The sequence below is a fragment of the Streptomyces albireticuli genome (assembly GCF_021228125.1).
Lineage (GTDB): Bacteria > Actinomycetota > Actinomycetes > Streptomycetales > Streptomycetaceae > Streptomyces > Streptomyces albireticuli.
In genome coordinates, this window is record NZ_JAJQQS010000008.1 from 73538 (window position 1) to 90734 (window position 17197).

At 72.8% G+C, this 17197-nt stretch carries 4 protein-coding genes; 3 read left to right on the forward strand and 1 reads right to left on the reverse strand.

The genetic code is table 11. From position 1 onward, the window contains the following. Positions 1–14727: a type I polyketide synthase gene (locus LUZ64_RS38090; RefSeq protein ID WP_095583398.1), complete on the forward strand. Its 14727-nt coding sequence runs from the start codon at positions 1–3 to the stop codon at positions 14725–14727. A 117-nt stretch (positions 14728–14844) separates the two neighbouring features. Here LUZ64_RS38090 and LUZ64_RS16845 read toward each other — a convergent pair whose 3' ends face one another. Then, a complete protein-coding gene (locus LUZ64_RS16845) occupies positions 14845–15744 on the reverse strand; it encodes a proline iminopeptidase-family hydrolase (protein WP_232389836.1) in 900 nt (299 codons plus the stop codon). Between the two features lie 230 nt (positions 15745–15974). On the opposite strand from LUZ64_RS16845, the gene LUZ64_RS16850 reads away from it, so the two are divergent. Together LUZ64_RS16850 and LUZ64_RS16855 are read left to right on the forward strand one after the other, a co-directional pair. After that, the gene (locus LUZ64_RS16850; RefSeq protein WP_211305114.1) at positions 15975–16862 is read left to right on the forward strand and encodes an ACP S-malonyltransferase; all 888 of its coding nucleotides are present in this window, start codon (positions 15975–15977) and stop codon (positions 16860–16862) included. A gap of 50 nt (positions 16863–16912) precedes the next feature. After that, positions 16913–17173 (forward strand): phosphopantetheine-binding protein, encoded by a 261-nt coding sequence (locus LUZ64_RS16855; protein ID WP_095583401.1) that lies wholly within the window; start codon positions 16913–16915, stop codon positions 17171–17173. Positions 17174–17197 lie beyond the last annotated feature (24 nt).

Genomic DNA, 17197 nt, shown 5'->3' on the forward strand with positions numbered 1-17197 from the left:
ATGGCTCACGCTAACGAGGACAAGCTCCGCGACTATCTCAAGAAGGCGGCGGCCGACCTCCACGACTACCGGCAGCGGCTCCAGACCGCCGAGGCGAAGGCCCACGAGCCGATCGCCATCGTCGGCATGGCCTGCGCGCTCCCCGGCGGTATCGACGGCCCCGAGAAGTTGTGGCAGCGCCTCGTCGAGGGCGCCGACTGCGTCGGCCCCTTCCCCGCCGACCGCGGCTGGGACCTGGAGTCGCTCTACGACCCCGATCGGGAGAACCCCCGCCGCGGCACCTCGTACGTCCGCGAGGGCGGCTTCGTCGACGACGCCGCCGGCTTCGACCCGGGCTTCTTCGGCATCTCGCCCCGCGAGGCCATGGCGATGGACCCGCAGCAGCGCCTGCTGCTGGAGGCGTCCTGGGAGGCGTTCGAGCGGGCCGGCATCGACCCGACGACGCTGCGCGGCAGCCGCACCGGCGTCTACGCCGGCGTGATGTACAAGGAGTACGCGGGAGACCTGACCGTCGTACCCGAGGAGATCGACGCCTTCCTCGGCACCGGCACGTCCAACAGCGTCGTCTCCGGCCGCGTCTCGTACGCCCTCGGCCTCGAGGGCCCCGCCATGACCATCGACACGGCCTGCTCGTCGTCGCTGGTGGCTCTGCACCTGGCCGTCCAGGCCCTGCGCCAGGGCGAGTGCGAGCTCGCTCTCGCGGGCGGTGTGACCGTCGCCGTCACCCCCGACACCTACCGCGAGTTCAGCCAGCAGGGCGCGCTCGCGGCCGACGCGCGCTGCAAGCCGTTCGCCGAGGCCGCCGACGGCACGTCGCTCAGCGAGGGCGTCGGCGTGCTCCTCGTCGAGCGCCTCTCCGACGCCCGCCGCAACGGCCACCCCGTCCTGGCCGTGGTCCGCGGCTCGGCCGTCAACCAGGACGGCGCCAGCAACGGCCTGACGGCCCCCAACGGTCCGTCCCAGCAGCGCGTCATCCGCCAGGCCCTGGCCAACGCGCGGCTGGAGCCGGGCGACATCGACGCCGTCGAGGCGCACGGCACGGGTACGACGCTCGGTGACCCCATCGAGGCGCAGGCCCTCATCGCCACCTACGGGCAGGAACGTTCCGCCGACCGGCCCCTCTGGCTCGGCTCGCTGAAGTCGAACCTGGGCCACACCCAGGCGGCCGCCGGTGTCGGCGCCGTCATGAAGATGGTCCTCGCGATGCGCCACGGCGTCCTCCCGAAGACGCTGCACGTCGACGAGCCGTCACGGAAGGTGGACTGGTCGGCGGGCGCCGTCGAACTGCTGACGGAGGCGCGTGAGTGGCCGGAGGGTGGGCGTCCGCGTCGTGCGGGTGTGTCGTCGTTCGGGTTCAGTGGTACGAACGCGCACGTGATCGTGGAGCAGGCTCCGGTGGAGGAGGCTGTCGAGGTTTCCGTTGATCGGGAGCTTCCGGTGGTGCCGTGGGTGGTGTCGGGTAAGACGGCGGAGGCGCTGGACGCACAGGTCGCCCAGGTGGTCGACGCTGCTGCCGGTCTGGACCCGGTCGGTGTGGGTTTCACGTTGGCTACGGCGCGTGCGCAGTTCGAGCACCGGGCTGTGGTGGTGGGTGAGCGGACGGTCAAGGGCCGTGTGCTGGGCGGGAAGGTCGCGGCGCTGTTCACGGGTCAGGGTGCTCAGCGGGCGGGGATGGGGCGTGAGTTGTACGCGGCCTATCCGGTGTTCGCGGAGGCGTTTGACGCTTCCTGTGCCGCGCTGGGTCTCGACGCGGCTGTTCTGGATGACGCGGAGCTGTTGGCGCGTACGGAGAACACGCAGCCCGCGCTGTTCGCGGTCGAGGTGGCTCTTTATCGTCTGGCCGAGTCGTGGGGAGTTCGTCCCGACTTCCTGGCTGGTCACTCCATTGGTGAGATTGCTGCGGCGCATGTGGCGGGTGTGTTTTCGCTGGAGGACGCGGGCAAGCTTGTGGCGGCCCGCGCCCGTCTGATGCAGGCGCTCCCGGCCGGTGGCGCGATGGTGTCCCTGCGTGCGACCGAGGCGGAGGTCCGTGAGGCCCTCGTCGACGGTGTGGACATCGCCGCGGTCAACGGCCCGTCCTCCGTGGTGATCTCGGGTGACGAGGCCGCTGTTGAGCAGGTGGCCGAGGGCTTCGAGAAGTCCCGTCGCCTGAACGTGTCGCACGCGTTCCACTCGCACCGCATGGACGGAATGCTGGACGGCTTCCGTAAGGTCGCAGAGTCCCTGACCTACAACGTCCCGGCGATCCCGGTCGTCTCGAACGTCACCGGTGCTCTGGCGGATGACCTGGCCTCGCCCGAGTACTGGGTGCGTCACGTCCGTGACGCCGTCCGCTTCTCCGATGGCATCCGAACCCTCCACGCCGAAGGCGTCCGTACCTTCCTGGAACTCGGCCCCGACGGTGTCCTGTCGGCCATGGCCCAGGAGTGCCTGCCGGACGCCGAGGACGTAGCGTTCGTTCCGGCCCTCCGTAAGGATCGTCCGGAGCCGGTGTCGCTCGTCACCGCCCTCGGTCGTCTACACGTCACCGGCGCCCGCGTCGACTGGTCCGCTTTCTTCGCCGGTACCGGCGCCCGCCTCACCGACCTCCCCACCTACCCCTTCCAGCACGAGCGCTACTGGCTGGAGGGCGGTCCCGCGTACGGCGACGTGCAGGCCGCCGGTCTCGGCGCGGCCGAGCATCCGCTGCTCGGCGCGGTCGTGGCCCTGCCCGGCTCCGACGGCTTCGTCTTCGCGGGCCGCCTGTCGCTGCGTACGCACGCGTGGCTCGCGGACCACGTCGTGGGCGGCAGCGTGCTGCTGCCCGGTACGGCATTCGTCGAGCTCGCGATCCGCGCGGGCGACCAGGTCGGCTGCACCACCGTCGAGGAACTCACCCTCGAGGCCCCGCTGATCCTGCCCGAAGAGGGCGCCGTCCAGCTCCGCGTCACCGTCGGCGCCCCCGAGGCGGCGGGCCGGCGCGAGCTGACCGTCCACTCCCGTGCGGAGGGCGCCCCCGATGACGCCCCCTGGCTGCGGAACGCCTCCGGAACGCTCACCGCCGAGGCCCCGGCCTACGCCGTCGACCTCATCACCTGGCCGCCGGCGGGCGCCGAGCCCGTCGACGTCGACGGGCTCTACGAGGGTCTCGCCGCCGCCGGCCTGGAGTACGGCCCGGTCTTCCAGGGCGTCACCGCCGCGTGGAGCAAGGGCGACGACATCTACGCCGAGGTCTCCCTGCCCGAGGGCACGGACGTGGCGTCGTACGGCCTCCACCCCGCCCTGCTGGACGCCACCCTGCACACCATCCCCCTCTCCGCCCACATACGTGGCGGGGGCTCGTCGTCCGGAGAGGGCGGCGTCAAGCTGCCGTTCGCGTGGCGCGGAGTGACCCTGCGGGCGACCGGGGCCGGTGCGCTGCGGGTCAAGGTCACGACCTCGGGCGACGGCGCGACGCTGGAGCTCGCCGACGCCGCGGGCATGGCGGTCGCTTCGGTGGAGTCGCTCGTCGTGCGGCCGTTCGCCACCGACCAACTGCGCGCGGCCGACCAGGGCATGCGGGACGCGCTGTTCCGCGTGGACTGGGTACCGGTCGCGGGCCGCGCCGACGCCGCGTCCATGATCGTCCTGGGCACGGACCACGCCGACCTCGCCGCGCTGCGCGCCGCCGTGGACGCCGGCGCGCCCCTGCCCGCCGTCACCGTCGTGCCGTGTCAGTCCGGTGCGGTGCGCGAGGTCATGCACGGCGTGCTCGCGCTGGTCCAGGAGTGGCTGGCGGAGGAACGGTTCGCCGATTCCCGCCTCGTCCTGGTGACCCGGGGCGCGGTCGCGCTCCCGGGTGACACGGACGTCGATCCCGTACAGGCCGCTGTCTGGGGTCTGGTGCGTTCGGCGCAGTCGGAGAACCCCGGCCGCCTGGTCCTCGTCGACCTCGGCGCCGACATCGAGGCCGGTCCGGAAGCCTTCGCCGCCGCTGTCACCGCCGCCGACGCGGGGGACGAGCACCAGATCGCGGTGCGTGGGGGAGCGGTCTTCGCGCCGCGTCTCGCCCGTGCGACCGTTGTCTCCGGGGCCCGGCCGCAGTGGGACGCCGAGGGCACGGTTCTGATCACTGGTGGTACGGGCTCGCTGGGTGCTCTCGTCGCTCGTCATCTGGTGGCGGAGCACGGTGTGCGTGGTCTCCTGCTCACCAGCCGTCGCGGTATCGACGCCCCCGGCGCCGCCGAGCTTCGCGATGAACTCATCTCGCTCGGTGCCGAGGTGACCGTCGCCGCGTGCGACGTAGCCGACCGTTCCTCCCTGGCGGACCTCCTTGCCGCTCATCCGGTCACGGCCGTGGTTCACACGGCCGGTGTTCTCGACGACGGTGTGATCGGCTCTCTCTCGCCCGAGCGTCTGGACGCGGTCTTCGCTCCGAAGGCGGACGCGGCCCGGTACCTGCACGAGCTGACCGCCGGGATGGACCTGACGGCGTTCGTCCTGTTCTCTTCCGCCGCCGGTGTCTTCGGCAACGCGGGCCAGGCCAACTACGCCGCAGCCAACGCCTACCTGGACGCTCTCGCCCAGCAGCGTGCCGCCGCCGGTCTCCCCGCCACCAGCCTCGCCTGGGGCCTCTGGCAGGACGCCGACGGCATGGCGAGCGAGCTCGACGCCGCGCACGCTTCCCGTATGGGCGGCAGCGGTGTGGTCGCGCTCTCGCCCCGGCAGGGCCTGGAGATCCTCGACGCCGCCGTGGCATCGGGCGAGGCCCTGCTCGTCCCCGCACCGCTCGACCTCGCCGTCCTGCGGGCGAGCGCGGCGACGCACCCGCTTCTGCCGCTGATGCGCGGCCTGGTGCGCGTGCCCGCGCGCCGTACGGTCGACGCCCGCCAGGCCGACTCCCTGCGGCAGCGCCTGCTCACCCTTCCCGAGTCCGAGCGGACCGAAGCACTGCTGGAGCTGGTGCGCGACGAGGTCGCCGGGGTCCTCGGCCACACCTCCGGCGCGGCCGTCGAGCCGGACCGGGCGTTCACCGAGCTGGGCTTCGACTCCCTCACCGCCGTCGAGTTCCGTAACCGCCTCAACGCCGCGACGGGCCTCCGCCTGCCCGCGACGCTGATCTTCGACTACCCGACGACCCGCGTCCTGACGGATTACGTGCGCGACGAGCTCGCCGGCGGCCTGTCGCAGGCCGCCGCCCTGGCCGTCCCCGTGCGTACGGCCCGTGCCGACGACGACCCGATCGCGATCGTCGGCATGGCCTGCCGCTACCCGGGCGGTGTGTCCTCGCCCGAGGACCTGTGGGACCTGGTCGTCGGCGGGCGGGACGGGGTGTCCGCCTTTCCCGACGACCGTGGCTGGGACCTGGAGAACCTCTACGACCCGACCGGCGAGCGCCCGGGTACCTCGTACACGCGCCACGGCGGGTTCCTCCACGAGGCCGCCGCGTTCGACCCCGGCTTCTTCGGGATCTCGCCGCGCGAGGCCCTCGCCATGGATCCGCAGCAGCGTCTGCTGTTGGAGACCACCTGGGAGGCCGTCGAGCGGGCGGGCATCGACCCGACGGCCCTGCGTGGCAGCCGCACCGGCGTCTTCGCCGGCGCGATGTACCACGACTACGCGTCCGGCATCGGTACGTCCGTCCCCGAGGGCGTCGACGGCTTCCTGGGCACCGGTACCTCCGGCAGCGTGGTCTCCGGCCGTCTCTCCTACGTCTTCGGGCTGGAGGGCCCGGCGGTGACGGTGGACACGGCGTGCTCGTCGTCGCTGGTCGCCCTGCATCTGGCCGTCCAGGCCCTGCGGGCCGGTGAGTGCGAACTCGCCCTGGCCGGCGGTGTGACCGTCATGGCCACGCCCAGCTCGTTCATGGAGTTCTCCCGTCAGCGCGGCCTGGCCACGGACGGCCGGTGCAAGGCGTTCGCGGCGGGCGCGGACGGTACCGGCTGGGCCGAGGGCGTCGGCATGCTGCTCGTCGAGCGGTTGTCCGACGCGCGCCGCAACGGTCACCCGGTCCTGGGCATCGTCCGGGGCTCGGCCGTCAACCAGGACGGTGCCAGCAACGGTCTGACGGCTCCCAACGGCCCGTCCCAGCAGCGCGTCATCCGCCAGGCCCTCGCCGTGGCCGGTCTCTCGGCCGCCGACGTCGACGCCGTCGAGGCGCACGGCACCGGTACGACGCTGGGCGACCCGATCGAGGCACAGGCGCTCCTCGCCACCTACGGTCAGGAGCGGGCCGGTGACGAGCCGCTGTGGCTCGGCTCGTTCAAGTCCAACATCGGGCACGCGCAGGCCGCCGCCGGTGTCGGCGGGATCATCAAGATGCTCATGGCCATGCGTCACGGCGTCCTGCCCAAGACCCTCCACGTGGACGCGCCGTCGCCGCACATCGACTGGTCCGAAGGCGCCGTCGAGCTCCTCACCGAGGCGCGTGACTGGCCGGAGGCGGGGCGTCCGCGCCGCGCGGGCATCTCGTCGTTCGGCTTCAGCGGTACCAACGCCCACGTGATCATCGAGCAGGCTCCGGCGGTGTCCGAGACCGCCGCCGGTGACGCCGTCGAGCTGCCGGTGGTGCCGTGGGTGCTGTCGGCCAAGTCGCCCGAGGCACTGGACGCCCAGGTCGCCCAGGTGGTCGACGCCGCCGCCGGTCTGGATCCGGTGGGTGTCGGCTTCACGCTGGCCACTTCGCGCGCGCGGTTCGACCACCGGGCCGTCGTGGTGGGTGAGCAGACGGTCAAGGGCCGCGTGCTGAACGGGAAGGTCGCCGCGCTCTTCACCGGTCAGGGCGCCCAGCGGGCCGGAATGGGCCGTGAGCTGTACGCGGCCTATCCGGTGTTCGCCGAGGCTTTCGACGCTTCCTGCGCCGCGCTGGGGCTCGACCCGGCCGTTCTGGACGATGCGGAGGCGCTGGCGCGTACGGAGAACACGCAGCCCGCGCTGTTCGCGGTCGAGGTCGCGCTCTACCGTCTGGCCGAGTCCTGGGGCGTCCGTCCGGACTACGTCGCGGGTCATTCGATCGGTGAGATCGCCGCCGCGCACGTCGCCGGGGTGTTCTCGTTGGAGGACGCGGGCAAGCTCGTCGCCGCCCGTGCCCGTCTGATGCAGGTGCTGCCCGCCGGTGGCGCGATGGTCTCCCTGCGCGCGACCGAGGCCGAGGTCCGTGAGGCCCTCGTCGACGGTGTCGACATCGCCGCGGTCAACGGCCCGTCCTCCGTGGTGATCTCGGGTGACGAGGCCGCGGTCGAGCAGGTCGCCGGGCGTTTCGAGAAGTCCCGCCGTCTGAACGTCTCGCACGCCTTCCACTCGCACCGCATGGACGGGATGCTGGACGGCTTCCGTAAGGTCGCCGAGTCCCTCACCTATAGCGTCCCTGCCGTCCCGGTCGTCTCCAACGTCACCGGTGTCCTGGCCACAGAGCTCACTTCCCCCGAGTACTGGGCGCGGCACGTCCGTGAGGCCGTCCGCTTCGCCGACGGCATCCAGACCCTCCACGACCAGGGTGTCCGTACGTTCCTGGAACTCGGCCCCGACGGTGTCCTGTCGGCCATGGCCCAGGAGTGCCTGCCGGACGCCTCCGACGACGTCGCGTTCGTCCCGGCGCTCCGTAAGGACCGCCCGGAGCCTGCCACCCTCGTCACCGCTCTCGGCCGTCTCCACATCACCGGCGCCCGTGTCGACTGGTCGGCTTTCTTCGCCGGTACCGGCGCCCGCCTCACCGACCTCCCCACCTACCCCTTCCAGCACGAGAACTTCTGGCTCGGCAGCGTGGCGGGTGCCGGTGATCCCGCCGCCGTCGGCCAGGGGCCGGCGGACCACTCGCTGCTGGGTGCGGTGGTCGCCCTGCCGGATTCCGAGGGTCTGCTGCTCACGGGCCGGGTGTCTCTGCAGAGTCACCCGTGGCTCACGGATCACGCGGTCATGGGTACGGTCCTCCTTCCGGGCACCGCGTTCGTCGACTTGGCGATCCGTGCCGGTGACGAGGCGGGTTGCGCGACCGTGGACGAGCTGACGTTGGAAGCGCCTCTGGTGCTGCACGGCAACGGCGGTGTCCAGCTGCGCGTGACCGTGGGCGAACCGGACGACACCGGCCGCCGCTCCGTCGCCATCCACTCCCGGGCCGAGGGCGCCCACGAGGACGCGCTCTGGCTCCGGCACGCCTCCGGCCTCCTCGCCCCGGCGGCCGAGGACGGGGCCACCGCGCCCTTCGCCGTCTGGCCGCCCGAGGGCGCCGAGCCGGTGGCCGTCGGTGACCTCTACGAGGGGCTCGCGGGCATCGGGCTGGAGTACGGCCCGGCGTTCCGGGGCGTGACCGCCGCCTGGCGCGTGGGCGGCGACGTCTGCGCCGAGGTCGCACTCCCCGGGGACGCCGACGCCGCGAGGTTCGGTCTCCACCCGGCGCTCCTGGACGCGACGCTGCACACCATGGCGTTCGGCGACTTCACCGCCGACGGCGCGGCGGGGCCGCAGCTGCCGTTCGCGTGGTCGGGGGTCACCCTGCACGCCGGCGGCGCCACCGCCGTCCGCGTCCGCCTGGGCCGTACCGACGACGGCGGCGTCACGCTGAGCCTCGGTGACTCCACGGGCGCCCGGGTGGCCACGGTCGGGTCGCTCGTGCTGCGCACCGTCTCCGCCGATCAGCTGAGCGCGGGTGCCGCCCACGACGACTCCCTCTTCCGGACCGAGTGGAAGGCCCTCGCGACGGACGTACCGGAGGAGGCGGAACTCGCCCACCTGGCCGACCTCGACCTATCCGGGACGGGCGCAGGGATCCCCGAGTTCGTCCTCGTCCCGGCCCCCGCGACCGAGGGCCCGCACTCCGCCGACGGCGCGTACCCCGCCGACGACCGGTACTCCGCAGGGGCGGCCCACACCGCCGCCCACCGGACCCTCGCCCTGGTGCAGCGGTGGCTGGACGACGACCGGTTCGCCGAGTCGCGGCTCGTCCTGCTGACGCGCGGCGGAGCGTCCGTCGAGGCGTCCGAGCCGGTCGCGGACCTGGCGCAGGCTGCCGTCTGGGGCCTGGTGAAGTCCGCGCAGTCCGAGAACCCGGGCCGCTTCGTGCTCGTCGACACCGACGGGTCGGAGGAGTCGCGCGAGGTGCTCGCGCGCGCCCTCGCCACCGGTGAGCACCAGCTGGCGCTGCGGGACGGCGAGGCGTTCGTGCCCCGGCTGGCCCGGGCGTCCGCGGGTGAGGTGCTGGCGCTGCCCGCCGACACCTCCGACTCCTGGCGGCTCGACATCACCGCGAAGGGGACCTTCCAGGGCCTCGGCTTCGTGCCCGCCGCGCCCAACCTGGCACCGCTGGAGCCGGGCCAGGTCCGGCTCTCGGTGCGGGCGAGCGGCCTGAACTTCCGTGACGTGCTCAACGTCCTGGACATGTACCCGGGCGACGCCGGCGAGCTGGGCATGGAGGGCGCGGGCGTCGTCGTGGAGACCGGGCCGGGCGTGACGGACCTGGCGGTCGGGGACAGGGTGATGGGCCTGCTGTCGGCCTCCTTCGGCCCGTACAGCGTGACGGACCGGCGGCTCGTCGTCCGGATGCCGGAGGGCTGGACGTTCGCCCAGGCCGCGGCCGCCCCCGTCGTCTACCTGACGGCCTACTACGCGCTCGTCGACCTCGCCGGTCTGCGCACGGGCGAGTCGATCCTCATCCACGCGGCCGCCGGCGGCGTGGGCACGGCCGCCATGCAGCTCGCCCGCCACCTGGGCGCCGAGGTGTACGGCACGGCCAGCCCGCGCAAGTGGCCGACGCTGCGGGCCTTCGGCCTGGACGACGCGCACACGGCCTCGTCCCGCGACCTCGCGTTCCACGACGCGTTCATGACCGCCACCGGCGGTCGTGGCATGGACGTGGTGCTGGACTGCCTGGCCGGTGAGTTCGTCGACGCCTCGCTGCGGATGCTGCCGCGCGGCGGCCGGTTCGTCGAGATGGGCAAAACGGACATCCGCGATGCCGCCGAGGTCGCCGCCGCCCACCAGGGCGTCGCCTACCAGGCGTTCGACATGATGGAGGCGGGCCCGGACCGCATCCAGGAGATGCTCGTGGCGCTGGTGGCGCTCGTCGACGCCGGTGTCCTCAAGGCCCTCCCGGTGACCGCGTGGGACGTGCGCCGGGCCCCCGAGGCGTTCCGCTACCTGGGCCAGGCCCGCAATGTCGGCAAGGTCGTCCTGACCGTGCCGCGCCCGTGGGACACCGACGGCACGGTTCTGATCACCGGTGGTACGGGTGCGCTGGGCGCGCTCTTCGCCCGTCACCTGGTGGCGGAGCACGGGGTGCGGCACCTGCTGCTGACCAGCCGCCGCGGTCTCGGCGCGCCCGGGGCCGCCGAGCTGCGCGACGAGCTCACGGCGCTCGGCGCCGAGGTGACCGTCGCCGCCTGCGACGCCGCGGACCGCGACGCGCTGGCCGCCCTGCTCGCGTCCGTACCCGCAGGGAACCCGCTCACCGGCGTCGTCCACACCGCAGGCGTCCTCGACGACGCGACCGTGTCCTCCCTCACGCCCGAGCAGATCGACACGGTCTTCGGCGCCAAGGTCGACGCCGCGGTCAACCTCCACGAGCTGACCAAGGACCTCGACCTCTCGGCGTTCGTCCTCTTCTCGTCCGTCGCCGGCGTCTTCGGCAACCCGGGCCAGGCCAACTACGCCTCGGCCAACGCGTTCATCGACGCCCTGGCCCAGCGCCGCCGCACGGCGGGTCTGCCGGGTCTGTCGCTGGCGTGGGGCCTGTGGGCCGGGGCGAGCGGCATGGGCGGCGAGCTGTCGGCCGTGGACCTGGAGCGGATGAACCGTTCGGGCATGCCGCCGCTGTCCACGGAGGCGGGCCTCGCCCTCTTCGACACGGCGCAGACCCTGGGCCTCGGCACCCTCGTGCCCGTACAGCTCGACATGGCGACCCTCGCGGCCGCCGCGGGCGAGCAGCTTCCGCCGCTGCTCAGCGGGTTGGTGCGGACGCGGGCGCGCCGTGCCGCCGCGCGTTCGTCGGTCGCGGCCGAGGGGCTGCGGCAGCGGCTGGCGGGTCTGGGCGGGCCCGAGCGTGAGGAAGCGATCCTGGATCTGATCCGGGCTGACGTCGCGACTGTTCTGGGTCATGCCGGTCCTGAGGCGGTGGATCCGGAGCGGTCGTTCAAGGAGAGCGGGTTCGACTCCCTGACGGCCGTAGAGCTCCGTAACCGTCTCAACGCGGGGACGGGTCTGCGTCTGCCGGTGACGCTGGTCTTCGACTACCCGACGCCCCGCGTGCTGATGGAGTACGTGCGGGACGAGCTGGCCGGCGGTCTCGCCGCACAGGCCGCCGCGTCCGCCGCGCCTGTGAAGGCGGTGGACGACGACCCGATCGCGATCGTCGGCATGGGCTGCCGCTTCCCCGGCGGCGCGAGCTCCCCGGACCTGCTCTGGGACCTCGTGGTCTCCGGCGGCGACGCGATGACCACCTTCCCGACCGACCGCGGCTGGAACCCCGAGCGGCTCTACGACCCGACCGGTGAGCGCCCGGGTACCTCGTACACCCGTGACGGCGGATTCCTGCACGAGGCGACCGAGTTCGACGCCGCCTTCTTCGGCATCTCGCCGCGCGAGGCCCTCGCGATGGACCCGCAGCAGCGCCTGCTGCTGGAGACCAGCTGGGAGACCATCGAAGGGGCGGGCATCGACCCGACGACGCTGCGCGGCAGCCGCACCGGCGTCTACGCGGGCGCCATCCACTTCGACTACGCCTCGCGCCTCGGCGGCTCCGTGCCCGACGAGGTCGGCGGCTTCCTGGGCACCGGCACCTCCGGCGGTGTCATGTCCGGCCGTGTCTCGTACGCGCTCGGCCTGGAGGGCCCGGCCGTCACCGTCGACACGGCGTGCTCGTCCTCGCTGGTCGCGCTGCACATGGCCGTCCAGGCCCTGCGCTCCGGCGAGTGCGACCTCGCGCTCGCCGGCGGTGTCACGGTGATGTCCACCCCCAACGCCTTCGTCGACTTCTCGCGCCAGGGCGGGCTCGCCAAGGACGGGCGCTGCAAGGCGTTCGCGTCGGCGGCCGACGGCACCGGCTGGGGCGAGGGCATCGGCATGCTGATGGTGGAACGGCTGTCGGACGCGCGCCGCAACGGTCACCCGGTCCTGGGCATCGTCCGGGGCACCGCGATCAACCAGGACGGTGCCAGCAACGGCCTGACCGCCCCCAACGGCCCGTCCCAGCAGCGGGTGATCCGCCAGGCCCTGGCCACGGCCGGTCTGTCGGCCGCCGACGTCGACGCCGTCGAGGCGCACGGCACCGGTACGACGCTGGGCGACCCGATCGAGGCACAGGCACTGCTCGCCACCTACGGCCAGGAGCGGGCGGCCGACGAGCCGCTGTGGCTCGGCTCCCTGAAGTCCAACATCGGCCACACGCAGGCGGCCGCGGGCGTCGGCGGCGTGATCAAGATGGTCATGGCGATGCGCCACGGCGTGCTGCCCCGGACCCTGCACGTCGACGAGCCCTCCCGGCACGTCGACTGGGCCGACGGCGACGTCGAGCTGCTGACCGAGAACCGCGACTGGCCGGAGACCGGCCGCCCGCGCCGGGCGGGCGTGTCGTCGTTCGGCTTCAGCGGTACGAACGCGCACGTCATCGTCGAGCAGGCGCCGGTGGCGGAGACCGTCGAGGTCTCCGCCGGGCGGGAACTGCCCGTCGTGCCGCTCGTGATGAGCGCCAAGAGCGAGAAGGCCCTGGCCGCTCAGGTGGCCCGGATCCGCGCGGCCGCCGCCGGGCGCGACCTGCGCGACGTCGGCCTTACGCTGGCGACGGCGCGGGCGCACTTCGACCACCGGGCCGTGGTGGTGGGCACCGAGTCGGCGACCGGCAAGGCGGTGGGCGGAAAGCTCGCGGCGCTGTTCACCGGCCAGGGCGCCCAGCGGGCGGGGATGGGCCGTGAGCTGTACGCGGCGTTCCCCGTCTTCGCGGAGGCGTTCGACGCCGTGTGTGCGGCGCTGGGGCTGGACCCGGCCGTTCTGGACGACGCGGAGGCGCTGGCGCGTACGGAGAACACGCAGCCCGCGCTGTTCGCCGTCGAGGTGGCGCTGTTCCGTCTGGCCGAGTCGTGGGGTGTGCGTCCGGACTACGTCGCGGGTCACTCCATCGGTGAGATCGCCGCCGCGCACGTCGCCGGGGTGTTCTCGCTGGAGGACGCGGGCAAGCTCGTCGCCGCCCGTGCGGCGCTGATGCAGGCGCTGCCCGCCGGTGGCGCGATGGTGTCGCTGCGGGCCACGGAGGCCGAGGTCCGCGCCCGGGCCGCGCTCGTGGCCGGGGTCGACATCGCCGCGATCAACGGTCCGTCGTCCGTGGTGATCTCGGGTGACGAGGCCGCGGTCGAGGAGGTCGCCGCGCACTTCGGGAAGGCCCGTCGTCTCGACGTCTCGCACGCGTTCCACTCGTACCGCATGGACGGGATGCTCGCGGAGTTCCGTACGGTCGCCGAGTCGCTGACCTACACCGTCCCCTCCCTCCCGGTCGTCTCCAACCTCACCGGTCACCTCGCCACCGCGCAGGAGCTGTGCTCGCCGGAGTACTGGGTGCGGCACGTGCGGGGCACGGTCCGGTTCGGGGACGGCGTCCGTACGCTGCACGACCAGGGCGTGCGGGTGTTCCTGGAGATCGGCCCGGACGCGGTGCTGTCCGCGATGGCACAGGAATGCCTGCCGGGCGCCCGCAACCTCGCGTTCGTCCCGGCGCAGCGGCGGGACCGCGCCGAGGCGCAGGCGGTCGTCACCGCCCTCGGCAAGCTGCACGTCGCGGGCGGCCGCGTCGACTGGGAGGCGTTCTTCGCCGGCACCGGCGCGCGCCGCGTCGAGCTGCCGACGTACCCCTTCCAGCGCCGTCACTACTGGCTGGAAGGCGCTCCGGACGCCGTCGGCGGCGACGCCGAGGGCGGGGCGTCGCTCGGGACGCTCGACGCGGAGTTCTGGGCGGCGGTCGAGCGGCAGGACCTGAACGCCCTCGCGGGTCTGCTGCCGTCGCTGGCGTCGTGGCGCGCGCGCAACGGTTCCGGTGCGGCGGCCGGGGCCGGGGAGACCGGGCCCCGGGCCGCCGAGACGCCTCAAGACGGGGCGCCCCGGGTGGAGCCGGCCCGGGCGGAGTCCCCTCGTGCCGAGGCACCTCGCCGCGAAGCCCATGTCGAGTCACCCCGTACGGAGGCACCTGTGCGAACGGTTCCGGTCGAGGCGTACCCGGCCGAGGCGTACCCGGCCGACGAGTACCCGGCCCGTACGCACCGGGCGGAGGCGTACCCCGCCGAGGACCTGCCCGCGCCGCGCCGGTCCGGGAGGTCCGCTCCGGCGGCGCCCTACGGCACGTCGGCCCCCGCGGCCCCCGCGGCGCCCGCGGCCCCCGCGGCGCCGCACGGGGTGTCGGCGCCTCCGGCCCCCTACGGGGAGTCCGTCCCGGCAGCTCCGGCGGCCCCCCACGGGGAGTCCGCTCCGGAGGGCCCGGTGGGTGACCTGCGCGCCTTCTACGAGCGCGTGGGCCACCTGCCGGAGGCGGACCGGCTCGACCTCCTCTGCGAGATCCTGATCCGGGAGACGGCGGCCGTGCTCGGCCTCGACGACCTGGACGAGATCGACGAGGACGCGGACCTGCTCAACATGGGGTTCACGTCGCTGACCGCGGTGGAGCTCCGCAACAGGCTGGAGCGGATCACCGGTCTCGAACTGCCGGCGACGCTGGTCTACGACCACCGGACCATCTACGACGTCTGCGAGTTCCTGCTGGAGGAGCTGGAGGACATGGCGGAGGAGATGGGGCTGTAGAACCGGCCGGAGAAGCAGGAGGTCCCGGGGCGGGCGGGCGAGGATTCCCCGCCCGCCCCGGGACCCTTTCCGCCAGGGGGCCTTCCGCCCCGTGCCCCCGCCCCGGGGCGGGGGCCGTCAGCCCAGCGACCCCAGGTACTCCGTCATCACCTCGAGGAACCTCTCCGGTTCCTCGACGTGCGGCATGTGGCTGGACTTCTCCAGGATCTCCCAGCTCACGTCCGGTATCTCGTCGTAGAACGGCTGCACCGTCGCCGGGGTCGCCTCGTCGTACCGCCCGCTGACGAGCAGCGTCGGCACCTCGACCGCGTGCAGCCGGTCGATGACGGACCAGTCGCGGAGGGTCCCGACGACCGTGAAGTCGTTGGGGCCGTTCATCGTGCCGTAGACGGTCGGGTCGCTGCCGAGCGCCATCAGGGTGCGCATGACCTCCGGCGGGATGGGGTCGGCGCGGCAGACGTGACGCTGGTAGTAGGCGTACATGGCGTGCTGGTACTCCGGGTCGTCGAACGACCCGGTGGCCTCGTGCCGGGTGAGCGCTTCCTGGAGGGCCTCCGGCAGTCCGGCGCGCAGCCGCAGCGCCTCCGCGCGCCACAGCGGCATCGACGCGGGCGAGTTGGCGATCACCATGCCGCGCAGGCCGGCGGGCCGCCGCACGGCGTGCTCGGCGGCGAGCATGCCGCCCCAGGACTGGCCGAAGAGGATGTAGTCGTCGGCGACGCCGAGGTGGCCGAGGAGGTTGTCGAGCTCGCGGAGGAAGAGGTCCACCGTCCAGAAGTCGGCGCCCCGGTCGGGCAGGTGGGTCGAGGCGCCGTTGCCCAGCTGGTCGTAGTGGATGACCGGCCAGCCCTGTGCGGCCAGTTCCGTCAGGGACAGCAGATAGTCGTGGGTGCTGCCGGGGCCGCCGTGCATGACGACCAGCGGGGGGTTGCCCGAGTCGAGTTCACCGGTGACGCGGTACCACGTCCGGTGCTCGCCGAACGGAACGGTTCCGGTGGCGCTGGGAGTTGCGAACAAAGCTGGAGACACCCCATCTGATAGTGCTGCGACGTGCACTTCAGAGTGCCTCCACGGCCGCCCGCCCGGCCACCCCGATAGGGGCTGGATCCGGGCCGGTAGGGGTATCGCGAAGGGCCCCGTGGAGCCGACCATTTGATGTGTTGCCTGAGGTATCACTCGATATCACTCGGTATCGCTCACCGACGACGACAGGTTACTGGATGAGTACGGCTGTTGTATTTCCCGGAATGGGACCGAACCGATTCGCCGACGCGGCGAAATTCATGATGGTCAACCCCTCGGCGAGGCGGCTGCTCGCGGCCGCCTCCGATGCCGTCGGGTATTCCGTCATGAACAGGTTCAGGGATTCCGAGGACGACTACTCCGAGGCCGCCCAGGTCGCGTTCTTCGTGAATTGCGTGGCGCTGGCGGAGTGGGCGCGCGAGCGGTACGGACTGGAGCCGGCGCTGTGCGCCGGGCCGAGCTTCGGGCAGAAGGCGCTGACGGCGTTCACCGGCGCGCTGCCGTTCGAGGACGCGGCCCGCCTGACCGCGCTGCTCGCCCGCCGCACGGAGGAGTACTTCGCGACCGAGCACCGGGACCTCGTGACCCTGTCGTTCGTACGGGCACCGTGGGACGCCCTCGCGCCGCTGCTGGAGGAGCTCACCGAGCGCGGCGAGTGGCACGACTTCTCCTGCTACCTCGACGACGGCTTCTACATGCTCACCCTGCGCGCGCAGGCCGTCGAGGAGTTCGAACGGCGCATTCGGTCGATCGGCGGACTCCCGCTCTACACGATGCGCCCGCCGATGCACTCCTCGCTCTTCTCCGGACTCCGGAAGAAGGTCGCGGACGAGGTGCTCGGGGAGTTCCGTTTCAACGACCCGGAGATTCCCGTGGTCGCCGACTCGGACGGCTCGGTCGTACGAACCGGCGACGGGATCCGGGACATGCTGCTGGACGGCTATGTGACGGCCGTCCGCTGGCCCTCCGTCGTCGCGACGTTCAAGGAACTCGGCGTCACCAAGGTGTGTGTCGCCGGGCCGGACAAGCTGTTCGGCCGGGTCGACTGCACCGTCAGCAATTTCGAGGTGCTGGCCGCCGATCCGGTCCGCGCGATGCGCCCCCGTACCTGAGGCAACGCACGCCCGAAGCACAACGAACCGTGAAAGAGGAGACGACCGGTATGTGGGACCAGCAGTTCGAGGAAATTCTGCGCCGCGCCCTGCCGTACATGGAGCCCGGGGAGACGATCCTCGCCGACCTGGAACTGCGGGACTACGGGCTCGACTCCCTCGGCATCGTCGATCTCCTGATGGACCTGGAGGGCACCTACGGCGTGCAGTTCCGTGACGAGTCGCTGTCCCGGGAGACCTTCGCCACGCCCGCCGGGCTGTGGGCGACGCTCTCCTCGCTGACCGGCGCCGGCCCGCTGCCGGCGGCCTGACCCGCACGGACCGACCGAACCACG

Coding starts and splice junctions, on each gene's coding strand:
- LUZ64_RS16850 (WP_211305114.1), top strand. CDS start 15,975: ATGGGACCGAACCGATTCGCCGACGCGGCGAAATTCATGATGGTCAAC.
- LUZ64_RS16855 (WP_095583401.1), top strand. CDS start 16,913: ATGTGGGACCAGCAGTTCGAGGAAATTCTGCGCCGCGCCCTGCCGTAC.
- LUZ64_RS38090 (WP_095583398.1), top strand. CDS start 1: ATGGCTCACGCTAACGAGGACAAGCTCCGCGACTATCTCAAGAAGGCG.